A 23,665-nucleotide genomic window follows, 5' to 3' on the forward strand; every position below is an offset into this window, starting at 1 on the left:
CATGCCAGCGCTTTCTCCGACGATGGAAGAAGGCAACTTGTCGAAATGGCTGGTCAAGGAAGGCGACAAGATCGCTCCTGGCGATGTTATTGCTGAAATCGAGACCGACAAGGCCACGATGGAAGTGGAAGCTGTAGACGAAGGCACGATTGCCAAGCTCGTGGTTCCCGCTGGCTCCGAAGGCGTCAAGGTCAATGCGCTGATCGCTATCCTCGCCGAAGAAGGCGAGGACGTGGCGGCTGCAGCAAAGGGCGCGACTTCTGCTCCGAAGACAGAAGCAAAGGTCGAGGCTCCCAAGGAAGAGCCGAAGCCAGCCGCAGCTCCTGCAGCGGTGCCTGCACCAGCCAAGGCAGAGCGGCCCGCAGCTGCGAATAAGGGTGACCGCGTGTTTGCGTCACCGCTTGCACGCCGTATCGCCAAGGAATCCGGTGTCGATATCGCCGCTGTGAAGGGTACCGGTCCGCACGGCCGTGTCGTTCAGCGCGATGTGGAAGCTGCTCTGGCTTCCGGTGGTGCCAAGGCTGCTGCGCCGAAGGCGGAAGCCGCCGCTGCTGCCGCACCGAAGCCGATGTCGGATGAAACCGTTCTCAAGCTCTTTGAGGAAGGCACCTACGAGATCGTTCCTCACGATGGTATGCGCAAAACCATTGCCCGCCGTCTGGTGGAATCGAAGCAGACTGTTCCGCATTTCTATCTGACGATTGATTGCGAACTGGATGCACTTCTGGCTCTGCGTTCGCAGATCAATGCAGCTGCACCGATGATCAAGACTGAAAAGGGTGAGGTTCCGGCCTACAAGCTTTCTGTCAACGATCTGGTGATCAAGGCTGTTGCTCTTGCACTGCGTGACATTCCTGAAGCCAATGTCTCCTGGACTGAAGGCGGTATGGTTAAGCACAAGCGTGCTGATGTCGGCGTTGCAGTCTCCATTCCGGGCGGTCTGATTACACCAATCGTGCGTCAGTCGGACTCGAAGACGCTGTCCGCTATCTCCAATGAGATGAAGGACCTTGCCAAGCGTGCGCGTGATCGCAAGCTGAAGCCTGAAGAATATCAGGGCGGTTCGACCTCCGTGTCCAACCTTGGCATGTTTGGCGTGAAGGACTTTGCCGCGATCATCAATCCGCCGCATGCGACCATTTTCGCAATCGGCGCAGGTGAACAGCGTGCAGTGGTTAGGAACGGTGAAATCAAGGTTGCGACCGTTATGTCTGTAACCCTTTCAACCGATCACCGTGCCGTCGACGGCGCGTTGGCTGCTGAACTTGCACAGGCCTTCAAGCGTCACATCGAAAACCCGATGGGTATGCTGGTCTGATTGATCAACTTCAAGGGCGTCGCGTTCTGCTGAACTCGACGCCTGAGGTTTTTGAATGGCTGGACAACCGAACCTACGCCCGGCTGAACGCCGTGAAGCCGCAGAGATCGCTATTCTTGTCGATATCTCTTCGCACGGTTTTGCATCTTGGCTCTGGTACGGGGCCGTTCTTGACGGGCGAACCGAAACGGCCATGGAACGCGGTCGGCAGTATATGCGCGCTGACGGGAGCGAAGGCTGGCAGAGCGCGACCATAGCCGAATGGGCCGGCGATATTGCTGGGCTTTCTATCGGCTTTACTGTGGACGAAAGTTTCAACGATCTGCCTGAAAAACATCCGGTTACGGATCAGCTGATCGCGATGCAGCGCAAGGTCATTGGCAACCGTTTTATAGATAGTGTTGGCGTTTATCGGGAGTTTCGCGGCAAAGGTATTGGCCGTGCACTCGTCGCCAACGAGATCGACCTAGCGTACCGGAACGGTAATCCGGCAATCAGCCTGATAACCGAAAGCCACAACGATGTGGCGCTTTCCCTTTACGGCGCCCATGGTTTCAAGGAAATTGAGCGGCTCGAAGCGATAGAACGCATTGGGCAGGACAAAAGACACGACTGGGTGCTGCTCACCCGAGAAGTGAACTGAGCAAAGGCAGGACAATATGGCCGACATTTACGACGTTATTGTTATCGGCTCGGGCCCGGGTGGTTATGTTACCGCAATCCGCGCTGCGCAGCTTGGCCTGAAGACGGCTATCGTTGAGCGTGAACATCTGGGTGGCATTTGCCTCAACTGGGGCTGTATTCCGACCAAGGCGCTTTTGCGCTCGGCTGAAATCCTGCATTTTGGCGAACACGCCAAGGATTACGGCCTGAAGCTGGAAGGAACGATCACACCTGATGTGACGGCTGTGGTACAGCGGTCGCGCGGTGTGTCCGCACGTCTTAACGGCGGCGTCGGCTTCCTGATGAAGAAGAACAAGATCGACGTGATCTGGGGCGAGGCAAAGCTTGTAAAGGCTGCTTCGGGCAACAATCCGGTTGAGATTTCGGTCGGCAAGTCGTCAAAGCAGCCGATGCAACCGCAGAACCCTGTTCCGAAGGGCGTTCTGGGCGAGGGCACCTACAAGGCGAAGCACGTTATCGTCGCCACTGGCGCACGTCCGCGTTCTTTGCCGGGCATTGAGCCGGATGGCAAGCTGATCTGGACCTATTTCGAAGCAATGGTTCCACAGGAACTGCCAAAGTCCATGCTGGTTATGGGGTCGGGTGCGATTGGTATCGAGTTTGCCTCTTTCTACAATGACATGGGCGTTGACGTGACGGTCGTGGAATTGATGCCGCAGATCATGCCGGTTGAAGATGCGGAGATTTCCGCACTCGCGCGCAAACAGCTTGAAAAGCGTGGCCTGAAGATCATTACCGATGCCAAGGTTACCAAGGTCGAGAAGGTTGCAAATAATGTGACCGCCCATATCGAGACCAAGGACGGCAAGACGCAGTCGTTGACCGTGGACCGTATGATCTCGGCAGTTGGCGTTCAGGGTAATATCGAAAATCTTGGCCTTGAAGCACTCGGTGTGAAAACAGACCGTGGATGCGTCGTCATTGATGGATATGGCAAGACCAATGTTGCTGGCATCTATGCTATCGGCGACGTTGCTGGTCCGCCAATGCTTGCGCACAAGGCCGAGCATGAGGGTGTTATCTGTATCGAGAAGATTGCAGGCCTTCCGAACGTTCATCCGCTCGACAAGAACATGATTCCGGGCTGCACCTACTGTAACCCGCAGGTCGCTTCCGTTGGTCTGACCGAAGCAAAAGCCAAGGAAAAGGGCTACGATATCCGCGTTGGTCGCTATTCGTTTGCCGCAAATGGCAAGGCGATTGCGCTCGGTGAAGATCAGGGGCTGGTTAAGACCATCTTCGACAAGAAGACGGGACAGCTGCTTGGTGCCCATATGGTCGGTGCGGAAGTGACTGAACTCATCCAGGGTTTCGTGATCGCCATGAACCTTGAAACGACTGAGGAAGAGCTGATGCATTCGGTCTTCCCGCACCCGACCCTTTCCGAGATGATGAAGGAAAGCGTTCTGGATGCGTATGGTCGTGTGCTGAACGCATAATACGGAGGGACGCTCATTCCGCTGATCGAGAACGGAGGGCCATGGCGGCGTGCCGCCTGGCCGATCATTAAGTGGTGTACTGTTGGAGGACTGGTGCTGGGGTTTGCAGCCGGCACCTTGAGTGTTCTTGGCGGCAACACCATATCGGTCAACGGAGTGGCCATAACCGGTTGGTATGGTGTCTGGGTGCTCACATTGGCGCTCGGCGCTGCAGGCTTGGTATTTGGCCTGATATGGGCATTAGTTTTCCGGGCTCTTGGACTGGCGGCGCGGCGATGAGTAGCAAATCGCTCAAGTTGACAGGGTTGAGGGCAGGGATTAGGACCGAACCGAATTTGGGAGCATTTCAGGTCCATTCATGAAAATGCTTCGGATAAGGCAGGAAAAAGCATGGTTACAGTTCTCGATCTGGTGAACCAAGGCAAGCGTGAGCGGCATCCCGAGAAGGCGCATCGTCCGGACAATGTTGTCCTGAAGAAGCCCGAGTGGATTCGTGTCAAGGCTCCTGTCTCACGCGGCTACAGCGAAACGCGCGATATCGTTCGCTCAAACAAGCTGGTCACGGTTTGCGAAGAGGCAGGTTGTCCGAACATCGGCGAGTGCTGGGAAAAGAAGCACGCGACCTTCATGATTATGGGCGAGATCTGCACGCGTGCCTGTGCTTTCTGTAACGTCTCGACCGGTATCCCGACTGCGCTCGATCCTAACGAACCAGAGAATGTGGCCAAGGCGGTCAAGCAGATGGGCTTGACGCATGTGGTTATTACATCGGTGGATCGCGACGATCTTGCCGATGGTGGTGCGCAGCATTTTGCTGAGGTCATTCAGGCGATCCGCGAAGCTACTCCTGCTACCACGATTGAAATCCTGACGCCGGATTTCCTGCGCAAGGAAGGTGCTCTTGAAGTCGTGGTCAAAGCCCGTCCCGACGTGTTCAACCACAATCTGGAAACTGTGCCGTCGCGTTATCTGAAGGTTCGTCCTGGCGCGCGTTATTTCCATTCGATCCGTCTGCTGCAGCGCGTCAAGGAACTGGACCCAACCATTTTCACCAAATCTGGTATCATGGTCGGTCTTGGCGAAGAGCGGAACGAAATCCTTCAGTTGATGGACGATCTGCGTTCGGCTGATGTGGATTTTATGACCATCGGCCAATATCTCCAGCCGACCCGCAAGCATCATCCTGTCATTCGCTTCGTGACACCCGACGAATTCAAGTCGTTCGAGACGATTGGTCGGACGAAGGGCTTCCTGCTGGTTGCATCCAGTCCGCTGACGCGTTCATCGCATCACGCTGGCGACGATTTCGCGAAGCTGAGAGCCGCGCGTGAGGCGCAGATCGCTGCACGGGCCTAAGACAGGAAATGCCGCAGTTTACAACCGTCAGGCGGGTACATCACCAGGCAGAGCAAATGTTCGGTCTCGTTGCGGATGTCGAGAAATATCCGCAGTTTCTGCCAATGTGCGAGGCCTTGTCTGTTCGCTCCCGCAAGGAGCGTGACGGGAAGTCTCTTCTCATTGCCGACATGACAGTTGGTTACAAGCTTATCCGTGAGACATTCACCAGTCAGGTGCTGCTGAAGCCCGAGGAAAACGTCATTGATGTAAAATATCTCGACGGGCCGTTTCGCTATCTCGACAACCGCTGGACCTTCAAGCCGGTGGGAGACGGAAGTGAGTGCGATGTCGAATTTTTCATCGATTATGAGTTCAAGAGCCGTACCCTCGGTCTTCTCATGGGAACGATGTTCGATCTCGCTTTCAAAAAATTTTCCGAAGCGTTTGAGAAGCGGGCCGACCAGATATACGGACTAACCTGAGAAAAGCCCTGGTTATCCGGGGCTCTAATTTTTCTTTTCACGCACATCCTGAAAACCGTTTCACACTTTTCAGGATGTGCTTTTACTGCGCCGTATAGCCGCCATCGACCAATATGGATGCTCCCGTGACGAAGGAAGATTCGTCGCTTGCCAGAAAAAGCACGACGCTGGCTACTTCTTCGGCGCGACCGAGACGACCTATAGGATGCAGGGCTACTAGAGCCCGTTTCTTGTCGTCGGGTATATCCTTGAGAAGCGGCGTATCGATATAGCCGGGACAAACCGCGTTCACCCGGATGTTCTGCGCGCCGTATTCAATGGCAAGTGTCTGTGTCAGCAGTTTTACGCCGCCCTTTGCTGCTGCATAAGCGGTCACGCCTGATTTGCCGACATGACTGTGAATTGAGCCGCAGTTTACGATCACTCCGCCGCCTTGCGAGCGCATTTGATCGATAGCGTATTTATCGCAAAGATAGACGCCGGTGAGGTTAATATCGATGGTTTTCTGCCATGCAGTTTCATCCAGCTCATCTATCGGGCCATCTGCAGCGATGCCTGCGTTGGCGAACATGATGTCGAGGCGACCATAGGTTTCGACGGTTTTTGCAATTAACGCCTGCACGGCTTTCGTATCGGTTACATCGGTTTTGACGAATATTGCCCGTTCGGTGCCGCCTGCAAGCTCGTTGGCCAGTTGCTGGCCATGCTCCGAATAATCCGCGATAACGACATTCGCTCCCTCGCGAATAAAAGCCCGAACAGTCGCTTCGCCGATGCCACTTGCCCCACCTGTAACGATTGCCACCTTACCATCGAAACGCATCGCCATCTTCTCCTTGTCTGATCAAAGACAAGGATAGGGCACGACGAATAAAAGTATATGCTTCAGACTATCGAAGGTTTTCCAGAACGAGGTCCAGTGCGGCGAGAACCGTCGCGTGTCGGATTTCGGCTCTGGTTTTTGGACCGAAATGGTATTCGCGATGAAGGGGCGGGTGGCCTTGTCGCGCCGATGCGATGTGCACGAGACCGACAGGTTTTTCATCGGAACCGCCGCCTGGCCCCGCAACGCCCGTAACCGCCACCGTTACACCGGCGCGGGAGCGAGAAAGTGCCCCTTCAGCCATGGAAAGCGCCACTTCTTTCGAGACAGCGCCAACGCGATTGATCAATTCCATCGGAACACCGATCATTTCGGCTTTCGCTTCGTTGGAATAAGTAACGAAGCCGCGATCCACGACATCGGACGAACCGGCGATGTCGGTCAGAGATCCAGCTATAAGCCCGCCTGTGCAAGACTCGGCCATTGCGATCATTACACCGGCCTTGCGGCAGGCTTCCAGCACGGCAATAGCTTTGTCTTCTGCGATGAGCGCGCTCATTCGGGAACCTCGCCGGGATAGATGACGGTTGCCGTTGCAATGGCAGCGATACCTTCACGGCGTCCGACGAAGCCAAGTTTTTCGTTGGTTGTGGCTTTAATGGAAACGCGATCGGCGGCAATTCCCAGCATGTCGCAAAGAGCTTCCGTCATTGCTGCACGATGTGGGCCGATCTTCGGTGCTTCGCTGATAAAGGTCACGTCGACATTGGCGATACGACCGCCAGCTTCACGCACGATATTGGCAGCATGTTCGATAAAGATGCGGGACGCAGCGCCTTTCCATTGTGGGTCGGAAGGGGGGAAATGCGTGCCGATATCACCCGCTCCTCGCGTCGCAAGCAGGGCGTCGGTCAGTGCATGAAGTCCAACATCGGCGTCCGAGTGGCCATTGAGTTTCGCTTCGTGGGGAATTTTCACACCGCACAGCGTCACATGATCGCCGGGTTCAAAGGAATGGACGTCATAGCCATTGCCAGTACGAATGTCGGGAAACGAGACGTGGTCTTGCCGCAGGCGTTTGTCAGCCATTTCGATATCCTTTGCCCAGGTAAGCTTTGTATTGTCCGCCGATCCTTCGATGATGCGGACAGCGATACTTTGCCATTCGGCAATTGCAGCATCATCCGTGAAATCAGAGCGACTGATCGCGAAGGCCTTTTCATGTGCATCAAGGATTGGCGTATAGGGAAATGCTTGGGGGGTCTGTGCAGCAAAAAGACCAACGCGAGGCACCGTCGTTTTTACTGTTCCGTCTGTGGCTGACTGTTTGAGAGTGTCCGAAACTGCCAGAGCCGGTAGAACGCCTTCATCAGGCGCGAGATTTTCGACGATACGCTTCAGTAAATCCTGACTGACAAACGGTCTCACACCATCATGGATCATGACATATTGCGGTGCATAATCTCGCAATGCGAGGAGACCAAGGCGCGTTGATTCCTGCCGGGTAGCGCCGCCATTCACGACGAGAATGGTGTCGCAGTTTTCCAGGAGGGCGCGTTCGTAAAGCACATGGTCGTCAGGATGAATGACGACAACGATGCTATCAACCAGCGGGCAGTCGATAAAAGCACGCAATGTGCGGGCAAGTACGGCTTCGCCACCGATGCGCCGGTATTGTTTCGGCCCTTCGATGCTCTGCCCGGCTCGCTCTCCGCGGCCAGCTGCCACAATGACTGCTGCTATCTTTGAAATGGTTGTCGCCTCTGCCAAAGGTTGCATTTGTTCAAATTTGCCTTTTCAAGCCGAATAATGCCTTGCGCAGATAAATGCCAGACGGCAATTGATTTATCGTGATTTTGCGCGCGCTTTTCCTTGCGTTGAAAATTGAGACTGATTAATGTATGTGCTAATTGCACTATGCACATCAAATAGGCATTTATTGGTGAGTTTTCTCGATCAACCTTTGACCATTGGCGGTGTGGCCCTTGCCAATCGCGTTTTCCTCGCGCCGATGTCTGGCGTTTCGGACCTTCCATTCCGCAGGCGTGCCGCAGAGGCTGGCGCTGGCGTGGTCGTGTCTGAAATGGTCGCCAGCGCCGAACTCTGTAACCGTCACAAGGAAAGCCTTCTGCGTCTTTCGGGTGAAGGGCTTGGAACGCATGTCGTGCAGCTCGCGGGACGAGAAGCACACTGGATGGGCGAGGCGGCCAGGATCGCCGAAGGTGAAGGCGCTGATATCATCGATATCAATATGGGGTGTCCGGCCAAGAAAGTGACGGGCGGTTATTCGGGATCTGCGCTGATGCGCGATCTCGATCACGCAATGACCCTTGTCGAGGCCACGGTTAATGCGGTCCGCGTTCCGGTCACACTCAAGATGCGGCTGGGATGGGACGAGAAAAGCATCAACGCGCCTGAACTTGCAAGGCGCGCTGAAGGAGCCGGTATTGCCATGGTGACTGTCCATGGGCGCACGCGTTGTCAGTTCTATGAAGGTAAAGCGGACTGGGATGCAATTCACGCAGTCCGCGACGCGATCAGAATTCCTCTGATTGCCAACGGGGATGTGGCGTGTCGACGTGATGCGGAGGAAATTTTACGCCGTTCCGGAGCGGATGCCGTGATGGTCGGGCGTGCCTCTTATGGACAGCCATGGCTGGCCGGGGCAATTGCTGGAAGCGATCTTGCCCCACAGTCACGAAGTGAAATTCTTGATTATATTATAAAGCACTACGAAGATATGCTTGAGCATTATGGAAGTACGACGGGCATCCGTCATTCGCGCAAACATCTCGGCTGGTATCTTGATCGTCATGCTGGCGCTGCATGTACGCCAATCGAGAAAGCAGAAGTCATGACCCTGACCGACCGAAAAGCCGTCATCGATGCCTTGCGTCGTATATTCATGCGCGAAGTTCCTGAAACCGCGCTCAAAGAGGTTGCCTGATGCGCGAGAGAATCGAAACGAACGGTATTCCGTCAGTTGTACTCGATGCGATCAGCCAACCGGTTATCATGGTTAGCGCCGAGAATTATATCGCCTATGCCAATCTGGACGCGGAACAGTTCTTTCGTTCCGGCTCGTCTATTCTGGCGCGCAACCGGCTGGAATCCTTTCTGCCCTTTGGCAGCCCGCTTCTGGCACTCGTCGATCAGGTTCGCACCAGTCAGATGCCGGTGAACGAATATCGCGTCGATGTCTCGTCGCCGCGTCTTGGGGCAGAGCGCATCGTTGATGTTTACGTAGCGCCTGTAGCGGAGCTGCCGGGAGCTGTGGTCATCCTCTTCAAGGAAAAGACGATGGCTGAAAAGATAGACCGCCAGATGACGCATCGAGGTGCTGCGCGGTCCGTGACCGGGCTTGCCTCGATGCTGGCCCATGAAATCAAAAACCCTTTATCCGGTATCCGCGGTGCGGCACAATTGCTGGAGCAGGTTGTCAGCGATGAAGATCGAGCGCTTGCGCGCCTCATTACCGACGAAACGGATCGGATTGTTTCACTGGTTGACCGCATGGAAGTTTTCTCGGACGAGCGCCCCATCGAGCGCTCTGCGGTCAACATTCACGCGGTTCTGGATCATGTGAAGGCGATTGCGAAGAACGGTTTCGCACGGAAGATCCGCTTTGTGGAAGATTATGATCCTTCTCTCCCGCCGGTTTTCGCCAATCGTGACCAGCTCGTGCAGATCTTTCTCAATCTCCTGAAGAATGCCTCGGAAGCCATAGGCGATCGTGAGGGCGGCGAGATTGTCCTGTCTACGGCTTATCGTCCAGGCATTCGTCTACAGGTGCCGGGCGCACGGGACAGGGTGGCGCTGCCTCTCGAATTCTGTGTGCATGATAATGGTCCAGGTGTGCCGCAGGATATGCTGCCGCATTTGTTCGATCCGTTCGTGACCACGAAGACCAATGGCTCGGGGCTGGGATTGGCACTCGTTGCGAAGATCATTGGCGATCATGGTGGCATTATCGAATGTGACAGCCATCCTTCGCGAACGACTTTCCGCGTTCTGATGCCCGCATGGAAAAATACTGAACTGGCAGCTAGAAATACTGGAGACAACGCATGATCGCAGGACGTCCGACGGGAACCATATTGGTGGCGGATGACGATGCAGCCATTCGGACCGTGCTTAACCAGGCATTGTCGCGAGCAGGTTACGATGTGCGCGTGACTTCCAATGCTGCCTCGCTCTGGCGATGGGTGGCGGCAGGTGACGGTGACCTTGTCATTACCGACGTCAATATGCCGGACGAGAATGCCTTTGATCTTCTGCCGCGCATCAAGAAGATGCGTCCCGACCTGCCGGTTGTGGTGATGAGTGCGCAGAACACATTCATGACGGCAATTAGGGCATCCGAGGCGGGAGCCTACGAATATCTGCCGAAGCCATTCGATTTGACGGAACTCATTAATATCGTCGGTCGTGCGCTGTCTGAACCAAAACACAAGCCCATTGCCACTCTATCGGATGAGCAGGCAGATAACATGCCGCTGGTGGGCCGTTCGCCTGCGATGCAGGAAATATACCGTGTGCTGGCGCGCATGATGCAGACGGATTTGACCGTGATGGTTACGGGTGAATCCGGTACGGGCAAGGAACTGGTTGCGAGCGCCCTGCACGAATATGGACGCCGTCGAAAAGGACCGTTTGTTGCGATCAATATGGCGGCAATCCCACGCGACCTGATCGAGTCTGAGTTGTTCGGGCACGAGAAGGGCGCTTTTACCGGCGCGCAAAACCGCTCGAGCGGTCGCTTCGAGCAGGCGAATGGTGGAACACTGTTTCTCGACGAAATCGGCGACATGCCGATGGAGGCACAAACCCGACTTTTGCGTGTGCTGCAACAGGGCGAATATATGACAGTCGGCGGACGCACGCCGATCAAGACCGATGTGCGCATCGTTGCAGCAACCAACAAGGATTTGCGGCAGTTGATTGCACAAGGACTTTTCCGCGAAGACCTTTATTATCGGCTGAATGTCGTGCCTCTGCGTTTGCCGCCGCTTCGCGAGCGCAGCGAGGATGTGGCCGATCTCGTGCGCCATTTTTTCAAGCGGGCTGCCGAAGAAGGTCTGCCCGAAAAACGTATCAGCATTGCTGGCCTGGAAATGATGCGCCGGTACCCATGGCCTGGAAATGTGCGTGAGCTGGAGAATCTCGTGCGAAGACTTGCGGCGCTTTATCCGCAAGAGGAAATATCGCCGGAGATCATCGAAACCGAATTGAAGTCTGAACTGGCCAAGCCGGATATCGTTCCCGCCGGTGGTGGCGATATGGAGAATATTTCCATATCGCAGGCTGTCGAGCAGAATATGCAGCGTTACTTCGCGTCATTCGGTGCCGATTTGCCGCCTCCAGGTCTCTACCATCGGGTTCTGGCGGAACTGGAATATCCCTTGATCCTTGCCTGTCTTACGGCAACACGTGGAAATCAAATCAAGGCGGCAGACCTTCTGGGATTAAATCGGAACACGCTGCGCAAGAAAATTCGTGAGCTCGGGGTCAATATATATCGCGGAAACAAGGGAAACTAAGCGGTAGTTGGGCGCTAATAACGCATTAACTACATTATTTAATAGGCAATTAAGTCTGCTCGACTACTGTTAGTTGCATGAGAGATCAGCAATCCACGCGAAGCAAGAAAACCCGGCGCATTCTCGAACCGGCTGTAAGGAGCGGCATTCTTGCTGCGCCTTTGATATTGATGCTAGCGATCGTCGTCATCTTGTCTGGAGCAGAGCCTAAACTCTCTGCGATGATAGATCAAACCTTCACCGGTTCGATAAGCCCCATCATAAAGTAATGCTCATTAGCCTTGAAGAAGACGCCTGAAGTCCTACTCTTTTAGGATAGCTAAAGGAGATAACCATGCGTCTTGCTGCTACGACTTTGTTTCTTGGTCTGTCTGTTGCTGCGACCTATGCCGCTCCACCACCGGAAGGCACCAAGCTTTCGGAAATAATCGCGAAAATCGAACAGAACGCGGATACTGCTTTCATTGATGAAGTCGACTGGAATGATCGTGGTTATTACGAGATCGAATATGTCACCAAGGCTGGCGCCAAGGTGGAGGTGAAGGTCGATCCAAAAACCGGAGAAAATGTTCGCTAGTCTCTGACACTTATGCGAGAGATTATGTTGGAGCGGGTAGCGGGAATCGAACCCGCGCGTTCAGCTTGGGAAGCTGACAGGCTACCATTACATCATACCCGCAAACTGTAATGTATTTCAGTCGATTAGAGACAAATTCGACGAGGCCGCTTTAGAAAGTTTTACAGTTGGTTTTGCCAAACTATGTTCTCTTTCTGGTCTCGTCAAACTGTTTTGTCGACAGGTCGGCCTTGTCACTACATGCGGTCTCATGACCTCACGAAACACTACAGTACCGTGACAAATTTTTCATGAACCGTTCCATTGATATCCAGGATTGAGAGGCCATCTGCAGGTAACGCTCCAACCATGCAGCCAGATTCGCAGGCTGTTGCAGATGACAGGAAGTCCATGGGTAAGACCACAAAGCGCCGAGCACTACTTATCGTAAACCCACATGCCCGAAATGGCAGGGGATACGGCGCGGATATTCGTGCAGCATTGGAACGCGGTGGCCTCCAGCTCATAGAACGAAATCCGCAGGACGATGAAACAATTTCAGATGTAATCCTTCGTGAAAGAGATTGCGATCTGGTTATTGTCGGTGGTGGCGACGGTTCGCTGAACGCTGCGGCCAAAGGATTGATGGAAACCGGATTGCCGCTTGCAATCCTTCCGCTGGGAACCGCAAACGATTTTGCCCGAACCATCGGCATTCCTGCCGATCCAGTTGAGGCAGCGCGTCGCCTTGCATCCTACGAGGTGCAGCCCATCGATCTGGGTGAGGTGAACGGTCACCTTTATTTCAATGTCGCAAGTATCGGTTTCAGTGCTGAATTGGCGCAGCAACTGAGTTCTGCGGCGAAGAAGAAATGGGGGAAGCTCGGTTATGCGATTGTCGCAGCGCGCATCCTCATGCGCTCCGAGCTTTTTACAGTCTATCTGGAACATGACGGCATGACGGAGAAGATCCGTACGTTGCAAGTCTCTGTCGGGAATGGAAAATTCTACGGCGGCGGTATGGCTATCGAAAAGGATGCGACAGTGGATGATGGTAAGCTGGATTTCTATAGTCTGGAAGTTGATCACTGGTGGAAACTTTTGCGCCTGCTTCCAAGCCTGCGTCGTGGTACCCATTCCAAATGGGATGATGTGCGGGCTTTTCCGACGACCGAAGTTATTGTGCGCACCAAGAAGCCGCGTGCCGTAAACACAGATGGTGAACTGTCAACCTGGACACCTGCCCATTTTCGTCTGCTGCGCAATGCAATCAATGTTTACATGCCAGATTCAAAATTGAGGCCGTGATGTTGATCACGCAAAAAAAGACCCGCCTTGTTGGAGCGGGCCTAATCCATGACGTTAGGTGACTGGCTCGGAGGTCATAAGAGCCGTATCAATAACGATTGAAGGGTCTGAACGTTCCACATTTAAAAGAAAAAATACCAGATAAGCAGCACGACAACGAGTGGAACCCCCATCAGCCAAAGGATCATTGCTCTCAACATTTTTGTTCTCCTTCCTGTTGAAAATTCAACGTTTCGAATGAGCGATTGTTCCACAAGTCAGGGCATTCATGGCGCGTCCGCGTTGAGCCCGTACCGTTCAATGCGACTCAAAATACGCGGAATTCCAAATGCTTTAATGATCCGTCAATGAATCGGTGACATCACTAAATTCTAAAAGGCGTGACCAGCGTTTCCGGTTGCGTTGTTGAGTAACGGGCGTGTGGCGTATGGATTCGAAACGAGGGCTGAAACATTCGGTCAACGGCAAGGCAGTGAAGCTGCGCGATAAGCGCGGTCCTGTCGTTATGTTGTCGTTTATGGCCATTGCTGTTGCCTTGGCGGGTTGTGCATCGGCACCGCAGCCGAAATCAAAGACAAAGCGCTCGAAGGAATATTTCGCCGAATCCAAATATGGCGTGAAAGCCAGTCCTCGTGTGGCTTTTTCGAAGGGGAAGCCTCTACCACGTGGCGGCGGGCGGGACCAGACCGGCCAGCCCTACAAGGTTAAGGGTCGCTGGTATTATCCCAAGGAAGACAAGAAATACGTCAAGGTCGGTCATGCCTCCTGGTATGGCGAAGCTTTCCATGGTCGTCTGACTGCCAATGGTGAAGTCTATGACATGACGCATCTGACCGCAGCGCATCCAACGATGCCGTTGCCGAGCTATGCCCGCGTGACCAATCTTGCCAACGGCAGTTCGGTGATCGTGCGTGTGAACGACCGTGGTCCATACGAATATGACCGCGTGATCGATCTTTCCCAGAAAGCTGCCGAAATGCTTGATTACCAGCATCACGGTACAGCGAATGTGAAGGTCGAATATGTCGGAAGAGCTCCGTTGAACGGCAATGATGATGCATTTCTGATGGCGTCGTACCGTCCGGCAGGTGGTGATGCGATTGGCCAGCCTGCAACTGGCGTCATGATGGCGATGAACGGGCCGACGCCGACCTCACCGAAGTCACGTGTTCCGATGCCTGTAATGGACGCGGTTCCGGTATCCGCGCCTATACCTGAAAACTCACCTTTCGCTGTCGATCCTGCTTATAGCGATCCGTCGGGTGGAGCAGCTCCAATGTTACCGGCAAATGTACCGGTACCGTCGCAGCGCCCCGGCTCAAGCTTCGGAGTGGCTAATGCTGCCGGTGTCAGCGGTCTCGCGGGCTATGCGTCTGACCGGCTTGCAGCAACAGCCTATGCCGAAGAGCGCGCCTATGGCAGCATCCTGACCAAGGATGCGATCTCAAGCGCCTGGAAGCGTCGTGAAGCCGAGGAACACGGCGAATATGTTGAGATTGGCACATTCAAGACGCTTGAAGAGGCCAAGCAGGTTCAGGCTTCATTGCCAGGCTCAACCAGATTTACGCTCACGAAGATTCCGACCGAAACCAGTGAGTTGTACGAGTTGACAGCCGTGGCCGAGAAGGGTGGAAATGATGCCCTGCTGCGTGCGGCCTGGAAGGTCGGCGCAGAAAATGCGTTTGTGGTGCGTCTCGATTGATCTCTCACGATACGGTGATAAACACTGGCATATTGATTTTGGTCGGATTCGTTGCGTAAGCTCTATCACATTGCTCACGTAACGGGATTTGTATGGGGCTGATTTCAAAAACACTGGTGTTTGCTCGTGCCGCCACTGTCGGCGTTTCTCTGGCTGTTGCCGTGCCGGTTACTAGCTTGGCGGCACCTGTCGAAACTGCATTCGTTACAAAAGCTCCGCAGGTCTTGCTCGTCGATGACCGGAGCGGAACTGTGCTTCTCTCCAAGAATGCCAATGTTCCGATTCCTCCTGCGTCACTTGCCAAGCTGATGACTGCGGAAGTAATATTCGAAGCGCTCGAACAGGGTGCCACGACACTCGGTACACCATACACAGTCAGCGAAAATGCATGGAGAACCGGAGGTGCACCCTCGGGGACGTCAACGATGTTCGCGCGTATCAAGTCGACGCCGACCGTCGCTGATCTTTTGCAAGGAATGATTGTTCAGTCGGCGAATGACGGAGCTATCGTACTGGCAGAAGGACTGGCAGGCACCGAGCAGGCTTTCGCAGACCGCATGAATGACCGTGCGAAGGAGCTAGGCTTGATCGGCTCCAAATTCGTAAACTCGACGGGTTTGCCTGCTGAAGGACAAGTAGTCTCGCTGCAGGATTTGGTCAGATTGGCGCGACATATCCGAACCGCCCATCCTGAATACTATAAGTATTATGCTCAACCGGCCTTCACCTGGAACAACATCATGCAGCGCAACCGCAATCCGTTGTTGCGGCTTGATGTCGGGGCTGACGGCATGGGAACAGGCTTTACGGAAGCATCGGGCTTTGCGCTGGTCGGGTCGGCGGAACAGAGCGGTCGCAGGCTCTATCTCGCGATGAGCGGCCTTGCCAGCATCAAGGAGCGTGAAGACGAAGCAAAGCGTCTCCTGCAATGGGGGATGACGGCATTTGATGATGTGCAGCTTTATCCGGCGGACGAAATCGTGGGTGAGGCGCAAGTTTTCGGTGGTGCGCTCACGCACGTGCCGTTGAAGGTCAAGGATCGCGTCGAGCTGTTGCTGCCCAGGGACGGTCGCGACAAGCTGAAAGCGCGTATTGTCTATAAGGGTCCACTCGATGCACCTGTTGCCGACAACCAGCAGGTCGGCGTTCTTCGGCTGGAGCTTAATGGTAGTATTCTTCGCGATGTTCCTGTTTTTACGGCGCAATCTGTTGAAAAGGGGAGCCTTTCAAAGCGCGCATTGGGTGCGGCAATGGAGCTTTCCACTGGCTGGCTGCGGAAATATCTTTAGCCTGCGCTACGCGTATTCCAGGCTCGACCTGATAGCCAAAGGCCGATAATAACTTTCATAGAAGTCCATTCGGAGATTCAAACATTTGGAAGTTGGTTTGTCGGGATTGTTCATCACATTCGAAGGCGGCGAAGGAGCGGGCAAATCAACGCAAATTGCGTTGCTGGCCAAGCATTTACGGGCTAACGGCTTCGATCCGGTCATCACGCGAGAACCGGGTGGTTCTCCTGGTGCGGAAGCAATTCGCCATGTCATATTGAGCGGCAATGCGGAGAACCACGGCGCAGCGATGGAGGCGCTTCTGTTCGCGGCGGCAAGAGCAGACCATGTGGACCAGCTTATCCGCCCGGCGCTGAATGAGGGGCGGGTGGTCCTCTGTGACCGTTTCATCGACTCAAGTCGTGCGTATCAAGGTGTTACCGGCAATCTCGACAGAACCTATATGGCGGCGGTGGAGCGCATTGCGATCGATGGCGCCATGCCTGACATGACGATCATCCTTGATATTCCCGCAGAGAAGGGTTTGTCTCGTGCTGGAAAACGGCGCGTTAGCGAGACGGCGGACCGGTTCGAGAAGGAAGATATTGCTGTGCACGAGGCACGACGGCAAGCCTTTCTCGCAATCGCCGAGGCGGAACCTGAACGCTGCAAGGTGATCGATGCTGATCGCCTGCAAGACCAGATTGCAAGTGATGTCGCAAAAGAGGTTGATAGTGCTTTGAAGGAAAGGGGGTTGTTGTGATTGAGGAACTCGACGTCCCTAAAGCGCACGATTCCATTGAGGGTGTGCCAGAGCCTTCTGCAAGTGATTATGTTGCCGGGCACCGGGAGATTAGTGACTTTTTGGCGCAAGCCTATCGCGAGGGGCGTATGCATCATGCGCTGCTCTTTGAAGGTGCGCAGGGGATCGGCAAGGCAACGCTCGCTTTTCACCTGGCAGGGCATATGCTGGCGCATGGCGACAATAGCGAGGCGCCGGAGCATATTGCTGTTCCGGATTTTGCAAGACCGCTCTGGCGACAGATTGCAGGCGGGATGCATCCCGCTGTCCTGCATATCAATCGCCCATTCGATCAGAAGACCGGGAAATTCAAAACGGGTATTCCTGTTGAGGAAATCCGCCGGGTTACACATTTTCTGACCAGAACGGCATCAGACCACGCTTGGCGCATCGTTATTGTCGACCCTGCCGATGATATGAACCGCAATGCCGCCAATGCACTCCTGAAAACCCTGGAAGAGCCTCCTGCACGGGCGCTCTTTATCCTGATTTCCCATTCGGCGGGACGCTTGCTCCCGACAATCCGGTCGCGTTGCCAGAGCATCGGCTTCAAGCCACTTGACGATGCTGGGTTGACGGATGCCTTGGCACATGTCGGTCCCGGCGTCGGAATGCAGGCTGATGCTGTAACGCAAACACTGCTCCAGCGATCGGAAGGCAGTGTGCGTAAGGCACTTCTGCTGGTAGCGAATGGCGGTATCGAAATCTCCGACACTGTCGATTCCCTTCTTGAAGGACAAAATTTCGATTTGCCGAAAGCGCAGGCGCTCGGCGGCATATTGAATGGTCGTGAGTCGGAGGTTCAATATGAGCTGTTCCGTGATCATCTGCTTGGGCAGGTTGCAATCGAAGCTCGTCGTCGTGCGGAGGCAGGGCAACTGCGTGATGCAGATCGCTGGTCGCGTTTCTGGAGCGATCTCGTACGCGAGACCGTGGATGCTGAAACCTACAATCTCGACCGCCGGCAAGCTGTGGTAATCCTCTTGGAAAAAACGCATCGCGCTTTTCGTTCCGGTCAGCCTCTGCTTGCGTGACATGGCCGCTGACATGCGTTATGTCACCGCTGATAATTTTCTCCTCGTGTGTCTGCTAATCATTCAGGCGCGCTTTCAAACTTCGAAAGACCGGGTCCATAATGAGCCGCGAAAAATATTACATCACCACCGCGATTGCTTATCCGAACGGAAAGCCGCACATCGGCCACGCGTATGAGTTGATCGCGACCGATGCAATGGCGCGTTTTCAGCGCCTGAACGGCAAGGATGTTTTTTTTCTGACCGGTACGGACGAACACGGCATCAAGATGTTGCAGAGCGCGCGCAAGGAAGGCATTACGCCGCGCGAGCTCGCAGATCGCAATACGGCTGCGTTCCGCCAGATGGCGGATGTGCTGAACAGCTCGAATGACGACTATATTCGCACCTCGGAAGAGCGCCATTACAAGGCGAGTCAGGCTATCTGGAAAGCGATGGTTGACAATGGCGATATCTACAAGGGTGGATATGCCGGCTGGTATTCCGTGCGTGACGAAGCCTATTACGGCGAAGAGGAAACGGAAGTCCGCGAGGATGGTGTGCGCTACGGTCCGCAAGGGACTCCTGTCGAATGGGTTGAGGAAGAAAGCTATTTCTTCCGTCTCTCAGCCTATCAGGACAAATTGCTCGATCTTTACGAGAAGAATCCGGGCTTCATCATGCCTGCGGAACGTCGCAACGAGATCGTGAGCTTCGTAAAGTCGGGTCTGAAGGACCTGTCGATTTCGCGTACGACATTCGACTGGGGCATTCCGGTGCCGGGTGACGAGAAACACGTCATGTATGTCTGGGTCGATGCCCTGACCAATTACATTACTGCTCTTGGCTATCCTGATACTTCGGATGAAAATTGGGGTTATTGGCCTGCCGATGCACATATCATCGGCAAGGATATCTCGCGCTTTCACGCCGTCTATTGGCCTGCATTCCTGATGTCTGCTGGTATTCCACTGCCGAAGCGGGTTTTCGCACATGGCTTCCTGTTCAACCGCGGCGAGAAAATGTCGAAGTCCCTCGGTAATGTGATCGATCCCTTCGGTCTCGTTGAACGTTATGGGCTCGATCAGCTGCGCTATTTCCTGATGCGTGAAGTACCATTCGGTCAGGACGGCAGCTACAGTCATGATGCCATAGTCAACCGCACCAATGCCGATCTGGCCAATGATCTCGGTAATCTGGCGCAGCGTTCGCTGTCGATGATCGCCAAGAACTGCGAAGGTAAGGTTCCGGTTCCAGGTGAATTCTCCGACGCAGATAAAGCTATTCTCGATCAGGCCGATGCGGCGCTGGAAACGGCGCGTAAAGCTATGGACGACCAAGCGCTGCATCTGGCGCTCGGCGCGATCTTCGCCGTTGTCGCGGAAGCCAATCGTTATTTCGCGGGGCAGGAACCTTGGGCGCTGCGCAAGACCGATCCGGCGCGCATGGGTACTGTCCTTTATGTGACAGCCGAAGTGATCCGGCGCGTTGGCATCATGGTGCAGCCGTTCATTCCGCAGTCGGCAGAAAAGCTTCTCGACATACTGGCAATTCCTGCCGACAAGCGTCAGTTCTCTGACGTTACGGCAAGCCAGCTTGTCGGGGGTGCCGATCTGCCAGCTCCGCAGCCGGTATTTCCGCGCTATGTGGAAACAGAAGAACAGAACTGAGTTCGATGATGCTTGTCGACAGTCATTGTCACCTCGACTTTGCCGACTTTGAACCGGAGCGTGATGATATTGTTCAGCGCGCTCTGGATGCCGGAGTTAGGCGCATGGTGACGATTTCCACACGGGTCAAGAAATTCGATACGATCCGCGCGATCGCGGAAACCTATGACTCCGTTTATTGCTCGGTGGGTACCCACCCGAACAACGCGCATGAAGAACTCGACATTACGGCTGATGATCTCGTGCGTCTCTCGGAACATCCGAAGGTTGTCGCCATAGGCGAGGCGGGTCTCGATTATCACTACGACTATGCCCCACCGGAAGCGCAGCGCCAAGGTTTCCTCGTACACATCGAGGCGGCGCGCCGGACTCAGTTGCCGTTAGTCATTCATGCCCGCAGTGCGGACGAGGATATGGCCGAGATACTGGAGCGTGAGACGGAGAAGGGCGCTTTTCCGTTTATCCTGCACTGTTTCTCTTCCGGTCGTGCTCTGGCTGAAAAGGGCATCGCGCTCGGCGGTTATGTTTCTTTCTCAGGGATTCTGACTTTCAAGAACTCACCGGAGATCCGCGAAATAGCGACCATCGTTCCGCGTGATCGCCTGCTGGTGGAAACGGATGCGCCGTTTCTTGCTCCGTTGCCGCATCGCGGCAAGCGCAACGAACCGTCTTTCGTGCAGCATACGGCGGCCGTGCTGGCTGAGACGATTGGCGTGAGCAATGACGAAGTCGCGCGTATCACGAGCGACAACGTGTTCAGGCTGTTTTCCAAGATACCTCGGCCTACACTGGCACTGTAAGGGGGGAAGATTGAGCGTGACTCCCCCAAAAAATTGCCTGCGTTTCACGGTTCTGGGCTGTGGTTCGTCGCCCGGCGTGCCGCGTATCAATGGCGATTGGGGCGGTTGCGATCCCAATAATCCGAGAAACAAACGTCGTCGCGCATCGCTATTGGTTGAGCGATTTGACGATACAGGTAACAGCACGACAGTTGTGATCGATACCGGGCCGGATTTCCGTGCTCAGATGATTGACGCAGGCGCACACAGCCTCGATGCGGCTGTTTATACACATCCGCATGCTGACCATATTCACGGTGTCGACGATCTTCGCACATATGTCGTTGAAAATCGTCGTCTCATGGATGTCTATGCCAATCGATTGACGCGGAACCGGCTCTTCGAGGCATTTGGCTATTGTTTCGAAACACCTGCCGGATCGAGCTACCCGCCGATCCTCAGCATGCACGACATTGCTCCGGAGACGCCGTTTTCCATATCGGGAGCGGGTGGCCCAATCCGCTTCGAGCCGTTTAGTCAGGTGCACGGCGATATTGAATCGCTCGGCTTTCGTATCGGATCTGCTGTTTATTGCACCGATGTGAGCGCTTTCCCTGAAACAAGCCTCAAGTATTTGGGCGGGGCCGACGTGCTCGTCATCGATGCATTGCAATACCGCCCACATCCAAGCCATTTCTCGCTTGGCGAAGCGCTGGAATGGATCGAGAAGCTGGCGCCCAAGCGCGCCATTCTCACGCATATGCACGTTCCACTCGATTACGAGACCGTCATGCGTGAGACACCGGGTAATGTCGAACCGGGATATGATGGGCTCCGCTTCGAGGTACCGTTTTAGATTTTAGGCCATGAAGAAAAAAAGCCCGCGATGAGATCATCGCGGGCTTTTCATTTGAAAGCTCTATGATTTAGCCCACTGCGCCCTTGGACGGGAACGGCATCACATTGCTACCCTCGACAGCTTTGGGCGCTTTGTCCTCCAGCATGAGGCCGCCAGCACGAAGAAGGTCGGTGAAGCGACCGCCGCGTGCGGCCAGTTCATCGAAGCTGCCGCTTTCGACAAGGTGGCCCTTGTCCATGAAAAGGACCAGATCGGCGGAACGGACTGTCGAAAGACGGTGAGCAATGATGAAGGTCGTGCGGTTGTGGCTGAGATCGTCAACCGCCTGCTTCACCTTCTCTTCGGTTTCAACGTCAAGCGCACTGGTGGCTTCGTCCAGAACGAGGATCGGCGAATCCTTCAGGATTGCGCGCGCAATCGCAAGGCGCTGACGTTCACCGCCCGAAAGCTGTGAGCCGCGTTCACCGACAACCGTATCGTAGCCATCGCTCTTGGCCAGAATGAAGTCGTGGGCTGCTGCGGCACGTGCTGCAGCATGCACTTCCTCATGCGTGGCGCTTTCACGACCGACACGAATATTCTCCTCGACCGATCGATTGAACAGGCCTGCATCCTGAAAGACGGTTGCGATGGCGTGACGCAGCGAACGACGGCTGACGGTACGCGTATCTGTTCCGTCGATCGTGATGCGGCCAGCTGCCGGATCAAAAACGCGCTGCAACAGATTGATGAGCGTCGTCTTGCCTGCACCGGTTGGGCCGACGATAGCCACCGTCTGTCCTGGCTTGATTTCAAACGATACATCATAGACGCCCTGGCCGGAGTTCGGAAACTCGAAGGTTACATTGTCGAAAATGATGTCGCCCTTGACGTCGTTCAGGTCTGAGACGCTCTGGGGCTCCTGACGATCAGCCGTGGCATCTTCCATCTGAAAGAATTCTTCAAGCTTGGCGCGTGCCGTAACGGTCTGGCTGATGAAGGCGCTGATCTGGTCGAGACGACCGATCATCAGCTGTGCAAAGCCGATAAAGGCAATTACATCGCCGACGCGCATCTGGCCCTTGGTGACAAAGTAAGCGCCTAGAACGAGAACAACCACCATCGAGAAGGTCGATGCCATGCGGTTCAGGCCGCTGGCCAGCGCCCACCAATTGAGAACAGGAAACTGTACCTTCTCCAGGTTCTTGGCATAATCACGCAGAGATTGGGTTTCCGACGCAATGCGGTTATAGCTCTGCACAACCGAGACGTTGCTGATCGTATCGCTCACATGTTCGAACAGCTTGTGGTGATGCTTTTCGACAGCGGTCTGACCATCCTTGGTCTTGCGCATGACGAGCTGGCCAATCATCACATAGATGACACCGAGCACAATCAGCACCAGCGACATGCGCATGTCCATGCTCATTGCAACCGGAATGAGCGTTGCCAAAGCAACCACGGTCGTCAGATGCTGGCGCATGAATTCGAGCCAGAGCGTGAAAAGCGAGTCTGTTGCGCGGATCAGCGTGTGGAGTGCGTTGGATGTACCGCGCTTCTGGTGCCACGAAAGCGGCATTGTGATGAGACGCTCATAAGAATCGATCATCACGCCCAGACGACGGCGGTGTGCGAGGCGGTCGGCTCCGCGCGCCACGAAGACTGCAGCAACGATGTTGAAGCCGCCAAGTGCAGCCCACATCGCAAGAGGCGAGAAGATGTCGCCCTTATCGGAGATAGCCTGAATGACCCGACCGAACAGAATAGGTTCGGCAAGTGTGACCAGGGCAACCAGCACGCTGGCGACACACATGGTAATCGTTGCAGTCTTTTCGACCGCAAGGTATTCCATGGCTCGCCAGTAGATTTTGAGCAATGACACTTTCGCACTCCCGCTCGTTCTATTTCACGGGACTAAATGGTATAGCCCCTTAGTTCTATCAATATCTGATGACGACAAGAAGTGGCGATTGGGTGTCAAGATCGACCATAAATTAAGAACGTGTGTAACCGAGTGTGAAGATTCAGTAGTCGAAATGGAATTCTTTAGGGATTGCTGGACCAGTTTCGGCTAAAGCAGCCAAATTGCAGTTTTCAGGAATTCC

General features: G+C 54.6%; 22 protein-coding genes and 1 tRNA gene. 18 read left to right on the forward strand and 5 right to left on the reverse strand.

Annotated elements, in window-relative coordinates; all coding sequences use genetic code 11:
* The first annotated feature begins 1 nt into the window (after position 1).
* The 6 genes from AAE521_RS02795 (at position 2) to AAE521_RS02820 (ending at position 5,261) form a co-directional block, all read left to right on the forward strand.
* Positions 2 to 1,318, forward strand: a complete 1,317-nt coding sequence (locus tag AAE521_RS02795; RefSeq protein WP_425286371.1) for a pyruvate dehydrogenase complex dihydrolipoamide acetyltransferase — start codon at positions 2 to 4, stop codon at positions 1,316 to 1,318.
* A gap of 55 nt (positions 1,319 to 1,373) precedes the next feature.
* Complete coding sequence (locus tag AAE521_RS02800) at positions 1,374 to 1,961, forward strand: GNAT family N-acetyltransferase (RefSeq protein WP_071630152.1); 588 nt, start codon at positions 1,374 to 1,376, stop codon at positions 1,959 to 1,961.
* Between the two features lie 16 nt (positions 1,962 to 1,977).
* Positions 1,978 to 3,441 (forward strand): dihydrolipoyl dehydrogenase, encoded by a 1,464-nt coding sequence (lpdA, locus tag AAE521_RS02805; protein ID WP_342060419.1) that lies wholly within the window; start codon positions 1,978 to 1,980, stop codon positions 3,439 to 3,441.
* A 93-nt stretch (positions 3,442 to 3,534) separates the two neighbouring features.
* Positions 3,535 to 3,720: a hypothetical protein gene (locus AAE521_RS02810; RefSeq protein WP_043062028.1), complete on the forward strand. Its 186-nt coding sequence runs from the start codon at positions 3,535 to 3,537 to the stop codon at positions 3,718 to 3,720.
* Between the two features lie 111 nt (positions 3,721 to 3,831).
* Positions 3,832 to 4,797 (forward strand): lipoyl synthase, encoded by a 966-nt coding sequence (lipA, locus tag AAE521_RS02815; protein ID WP_043062027.1) that lies wholly within the window; start codon positions 3,832 to 3,834, stop codon positions 4,795 to 4,797.
* Positions 4,798 to 4,805: 8 nt separating this feature from the next.
* A complete protein-coding gene (locus tag AAE521_RS02820) occupies positions 4,806 to 5,261 on the forward strand; it encodes a type II toxin-antitoxin system RatA family toxin (RefSeq protein ID WP_071630154.1) in 456 nt (151 codons plus the stop codon).
* A gap of 82 nt (positions 5,262 to 5,343) precedes the next feature.
* Here the strand turns inward: AAE521_RS02820 and AAE521_RS02825 are convergent, their stop codons facing one another.
* The 3 genes from AAE521_RS02825 to AAE521_RS02835 all read right to left on the reverse strand — a co-directional run bounded on the left by AAE521_RS02825 (position 5,344) and on the right by AAE521_RS02835 (position 7,863).
* Positions 5,344 to 6,084: an SDR family NAD(P)-dependent oxidoreductase gene (locus tag AAE521_RS02825; RefSeq protein ID WP_071630230.1), complete on the reverse strand. Its 741-nt coding sequence runs from the start codon at positions 6,082 to 6,084 to the stop codon at positions 5,344 to 5,346.
* Between the two features lie 67 nt (positions 6,085 to 6,151).
* Positions 6,152 to 6,643, reverse strand: coding sequence for a CinA family protein (locus AAE521_RS02830; RefSeq protein WP_071630155.1), 492 nt, complete (start codon positions 6,641 to 6,643; stop codon positions 6,152 to 6,154).
* Positions 6,640 to 7,863, reverse strand: a complete 1,224-nt coding sequence (locus AAE521_RS02835) for a bifunctional 2-C-methyl-D-erythritol 4-phosphate cytidylyltransferase/2-C-methyl-D-erythritol 2,4-cyclodiphosphate synthase (protein WP_071630156.1) — start codon at positions 7,861 to 7,863, stop codon at positions 6,640 to 6,642. The genes AAE521_RS02830 and AAE521_RS02835 overlap by 4 nt, the downstream gene beginning before the upstream one ends.
* Before the next feature lie 163 nt (positions 7,864 to 8,026).
* On the opposite strand from AAE521_RS02835, the gene dusB reads away from it, so the two are divergent.
* The 4 genes from dusB to AAE521_RS02855 all read left to right on the forward strand — a co-directional run bounded on the left by dusB (position 8,027) and on the right by AAE521_RS02855 (position 12,201).
* Entirely contained in the window at positions 8,027 to 9,031 is a 1,005-nt protein-coding gene (gene dusB, locus AAE521_RS02840; RefSeq protein ID WP_206044263.1) for a tRNA dihydrouridine synthase DusB, read from the forward strand.
* Positions 9,031 to 10,155, forward strand: a complete 1,125-nt coding sequence (locus tag AAE521_RS02845; RefSeq protein WP_071630158.1) for a two-component system sensor histidine kinase NtrB — start codon at positions 9,031 to 9,033, stop codon at positions 10,153 to 10,155. Before dusB ends, AAE521_RS02845 begins: the two co-directional genes overlap by 1 nt.
* A complete protein-coding gene (ntrC, locus tag AAE521_RS02850) occupies positions 10,152 to 11,624 on the forward strand; it encodes a nitrogen regulation protein NR(I) (RefSeq protein WP_071630159.1) in 1,473 nt (490 codons plus the stop codon). The genes AAE521_RS02845 and ntrC overlap by 4 nt, the downstream gene beginning before the upstream one ends.
* A 334-nt stretch (positions 11,625 to 11,958) precedes the next feature.
* On the forward strand, positions 11,959 to 12,201 hold the full coding sequence (locus tag AAE521_RS02855; protein ID WP_071630160.1) for a PepSY domain-containing protein: 243 nt from the start codon (positions 11,959 to 11,961) through the stop codon (positions 12,199 to 12,201).
* 28 nt (positions 12,202 to 12,229) lie between these two features.
* Here the strand turns inward: AAE521_RS02855 and AAE521_RS02860 are convergent.
* Positions 12,230 to 12,303: transfer RNA gene (locus tag AAE521_RS02860), tRNA-Gly, on the reverse strand.
* A gap of 288 nt (positions 12,304 to 12,591) precedes the next feature.
* On the opposite strand from AAE521_RS02860, the gene AAE521_RS02865 reads away from it, so the two are divergent.
* The 8 genes from AAE521_RS02865 to AAE521_RS02900 all read left to right on the forward strand — a co-directional run bounded on the left by AAE521_RS02865 (position 12,592) and on the right by AAE521_RS02900 (position 21,578).
* On the forward strand, positions 12,592 to 13,488 hold the full coding sequence (locus AAE521_RS02865; RefSeq protein ID WP_071630231.1) for a lipid kinase: 897 nt from the start codon (positions 12,592 to 12,594) through the stop codon (positions 13,486 to 13,488).
* Positions 13,489 to 13,915: 427 nt separating this feature from the next.
* The gene (locus AAE521_RS02870; RefSeq protein ID WP_071630161.1) at positions 13,916 to 15,190 is read left to right on the forward strand and encodes a septal ring lytic transglycosylase RlpA family protein; all 1,275 of its coding nucleotides are present in this window, start codon (positions 13,916 to 13,918) and stop codon (positions 15,188 to 15,190) included.
* Between the two features lie 92 nt (positions 15,191 to 15,282).
* On the forward strand, positions 15,283 to 16,479 hold the full coding sequence (locus tag AAE521_RS02875; protein WP_342060420.1) for a D-alanyl-D-alanine carboxypeptidase family protein: 1,197 nt from the start codon (positions 15,283 to 15,285) through the stop codon (positions 16,477 to 16,479).
* Positions 16,480 to 16,576: 97 nt separating this feature from the next.
* Complete coding sequence (gene tmk, locus AAE521_RS02880) at positions 16,577 to 17,221, forward strand: dTMP kinase (RefSeq protein ID WP_342060421.1); 645 nt, start codon at positions 16,577 to 16,579, stop codon at positions 17,219 to 17,221.
* Entirely contained in the window at positions 17,218 to 18,294 is a 1,077-nt protein-coding gene (locus tag AAE521_RS02885; protein ID WP_071630162.1) for a DNA polymerase III subunit delta', read from the forward strand. Before tmk ends, AAE521_RS02885 begins: the two co-directional genes overlap by 4 nt.
* Positions 18,295 to 18,395: 101 nt before the next feature.
* Positions 18,396 to 19,943 carry a methionine--tRNA ligase gene (gene metG, locus AAE521_RS02890; RefSeq protein ID WP_071630163.1) on the forward strand — a complete coding sequence of 516 codons (1,548 nt, stop codon included), beginning with the start codon at positions 18,396 to 18,398 and terminating at the stop codon, positions 19,941 to 19,943.
* Between the two features lie 8 nt (positions 19,944 to 19,951).
* Positions 19,952 to 20,743 (forward strand): TatD family hydrolase, encoded by a 792-nt coding sequence (locus AAE521_RS02895; protein WP_071630234.1) that lies wholly within the window; start codon positions 19,952 to 19,954, stop codon positions 20,741 to 20,743.
* A 16-nt stretch (positions 20,744 to 20,759) separates the two neighbouring features.
* The gene (locus AAE521_RS02900; protein WP_071630235.1) at positions 20,760 to 21,578 is read left to right on the forward strand and encodes an MBL fold metallo-hydrolase; all 819 of its coding nucleotides are present in this window, start codon (positions 20,760 to 20,762) and stop codon (positions 21,576 to 21,578) included.
* A gap of 70 nt (positions 21,579 to 21,648) precedes the next feature.
* Here the strand turns inward: AAE521_RS02900 and AAE521_RS02905 are convergent, their stop codons facing one another.
* Positions 21,649 to 23,442: a glucan ABC transporter ATP-binding protein/ permease gene (locus AAE521_RS02905; RefSeq protein ID WP_342060422.1), complete on the reverse strand. Its 1,794-nt coding sequence runs from the start codon at positions 23,440 to 23,442 to the stop codon at positions 21,649 to 21,651.
* Between the last annotated feature and the right edge of the window lie 223 nt (positions 23,443 to 23,665).

Source organism: Brucella cytisi (assembly GCF_038433355.1).
Classification (GTDB): domain Bacteria; phylum Pseudomonadota; class Alphaproteobacteria; order Rhizobiales; family Rhizobiaceae; genus Brucella; species Brucella cytisi.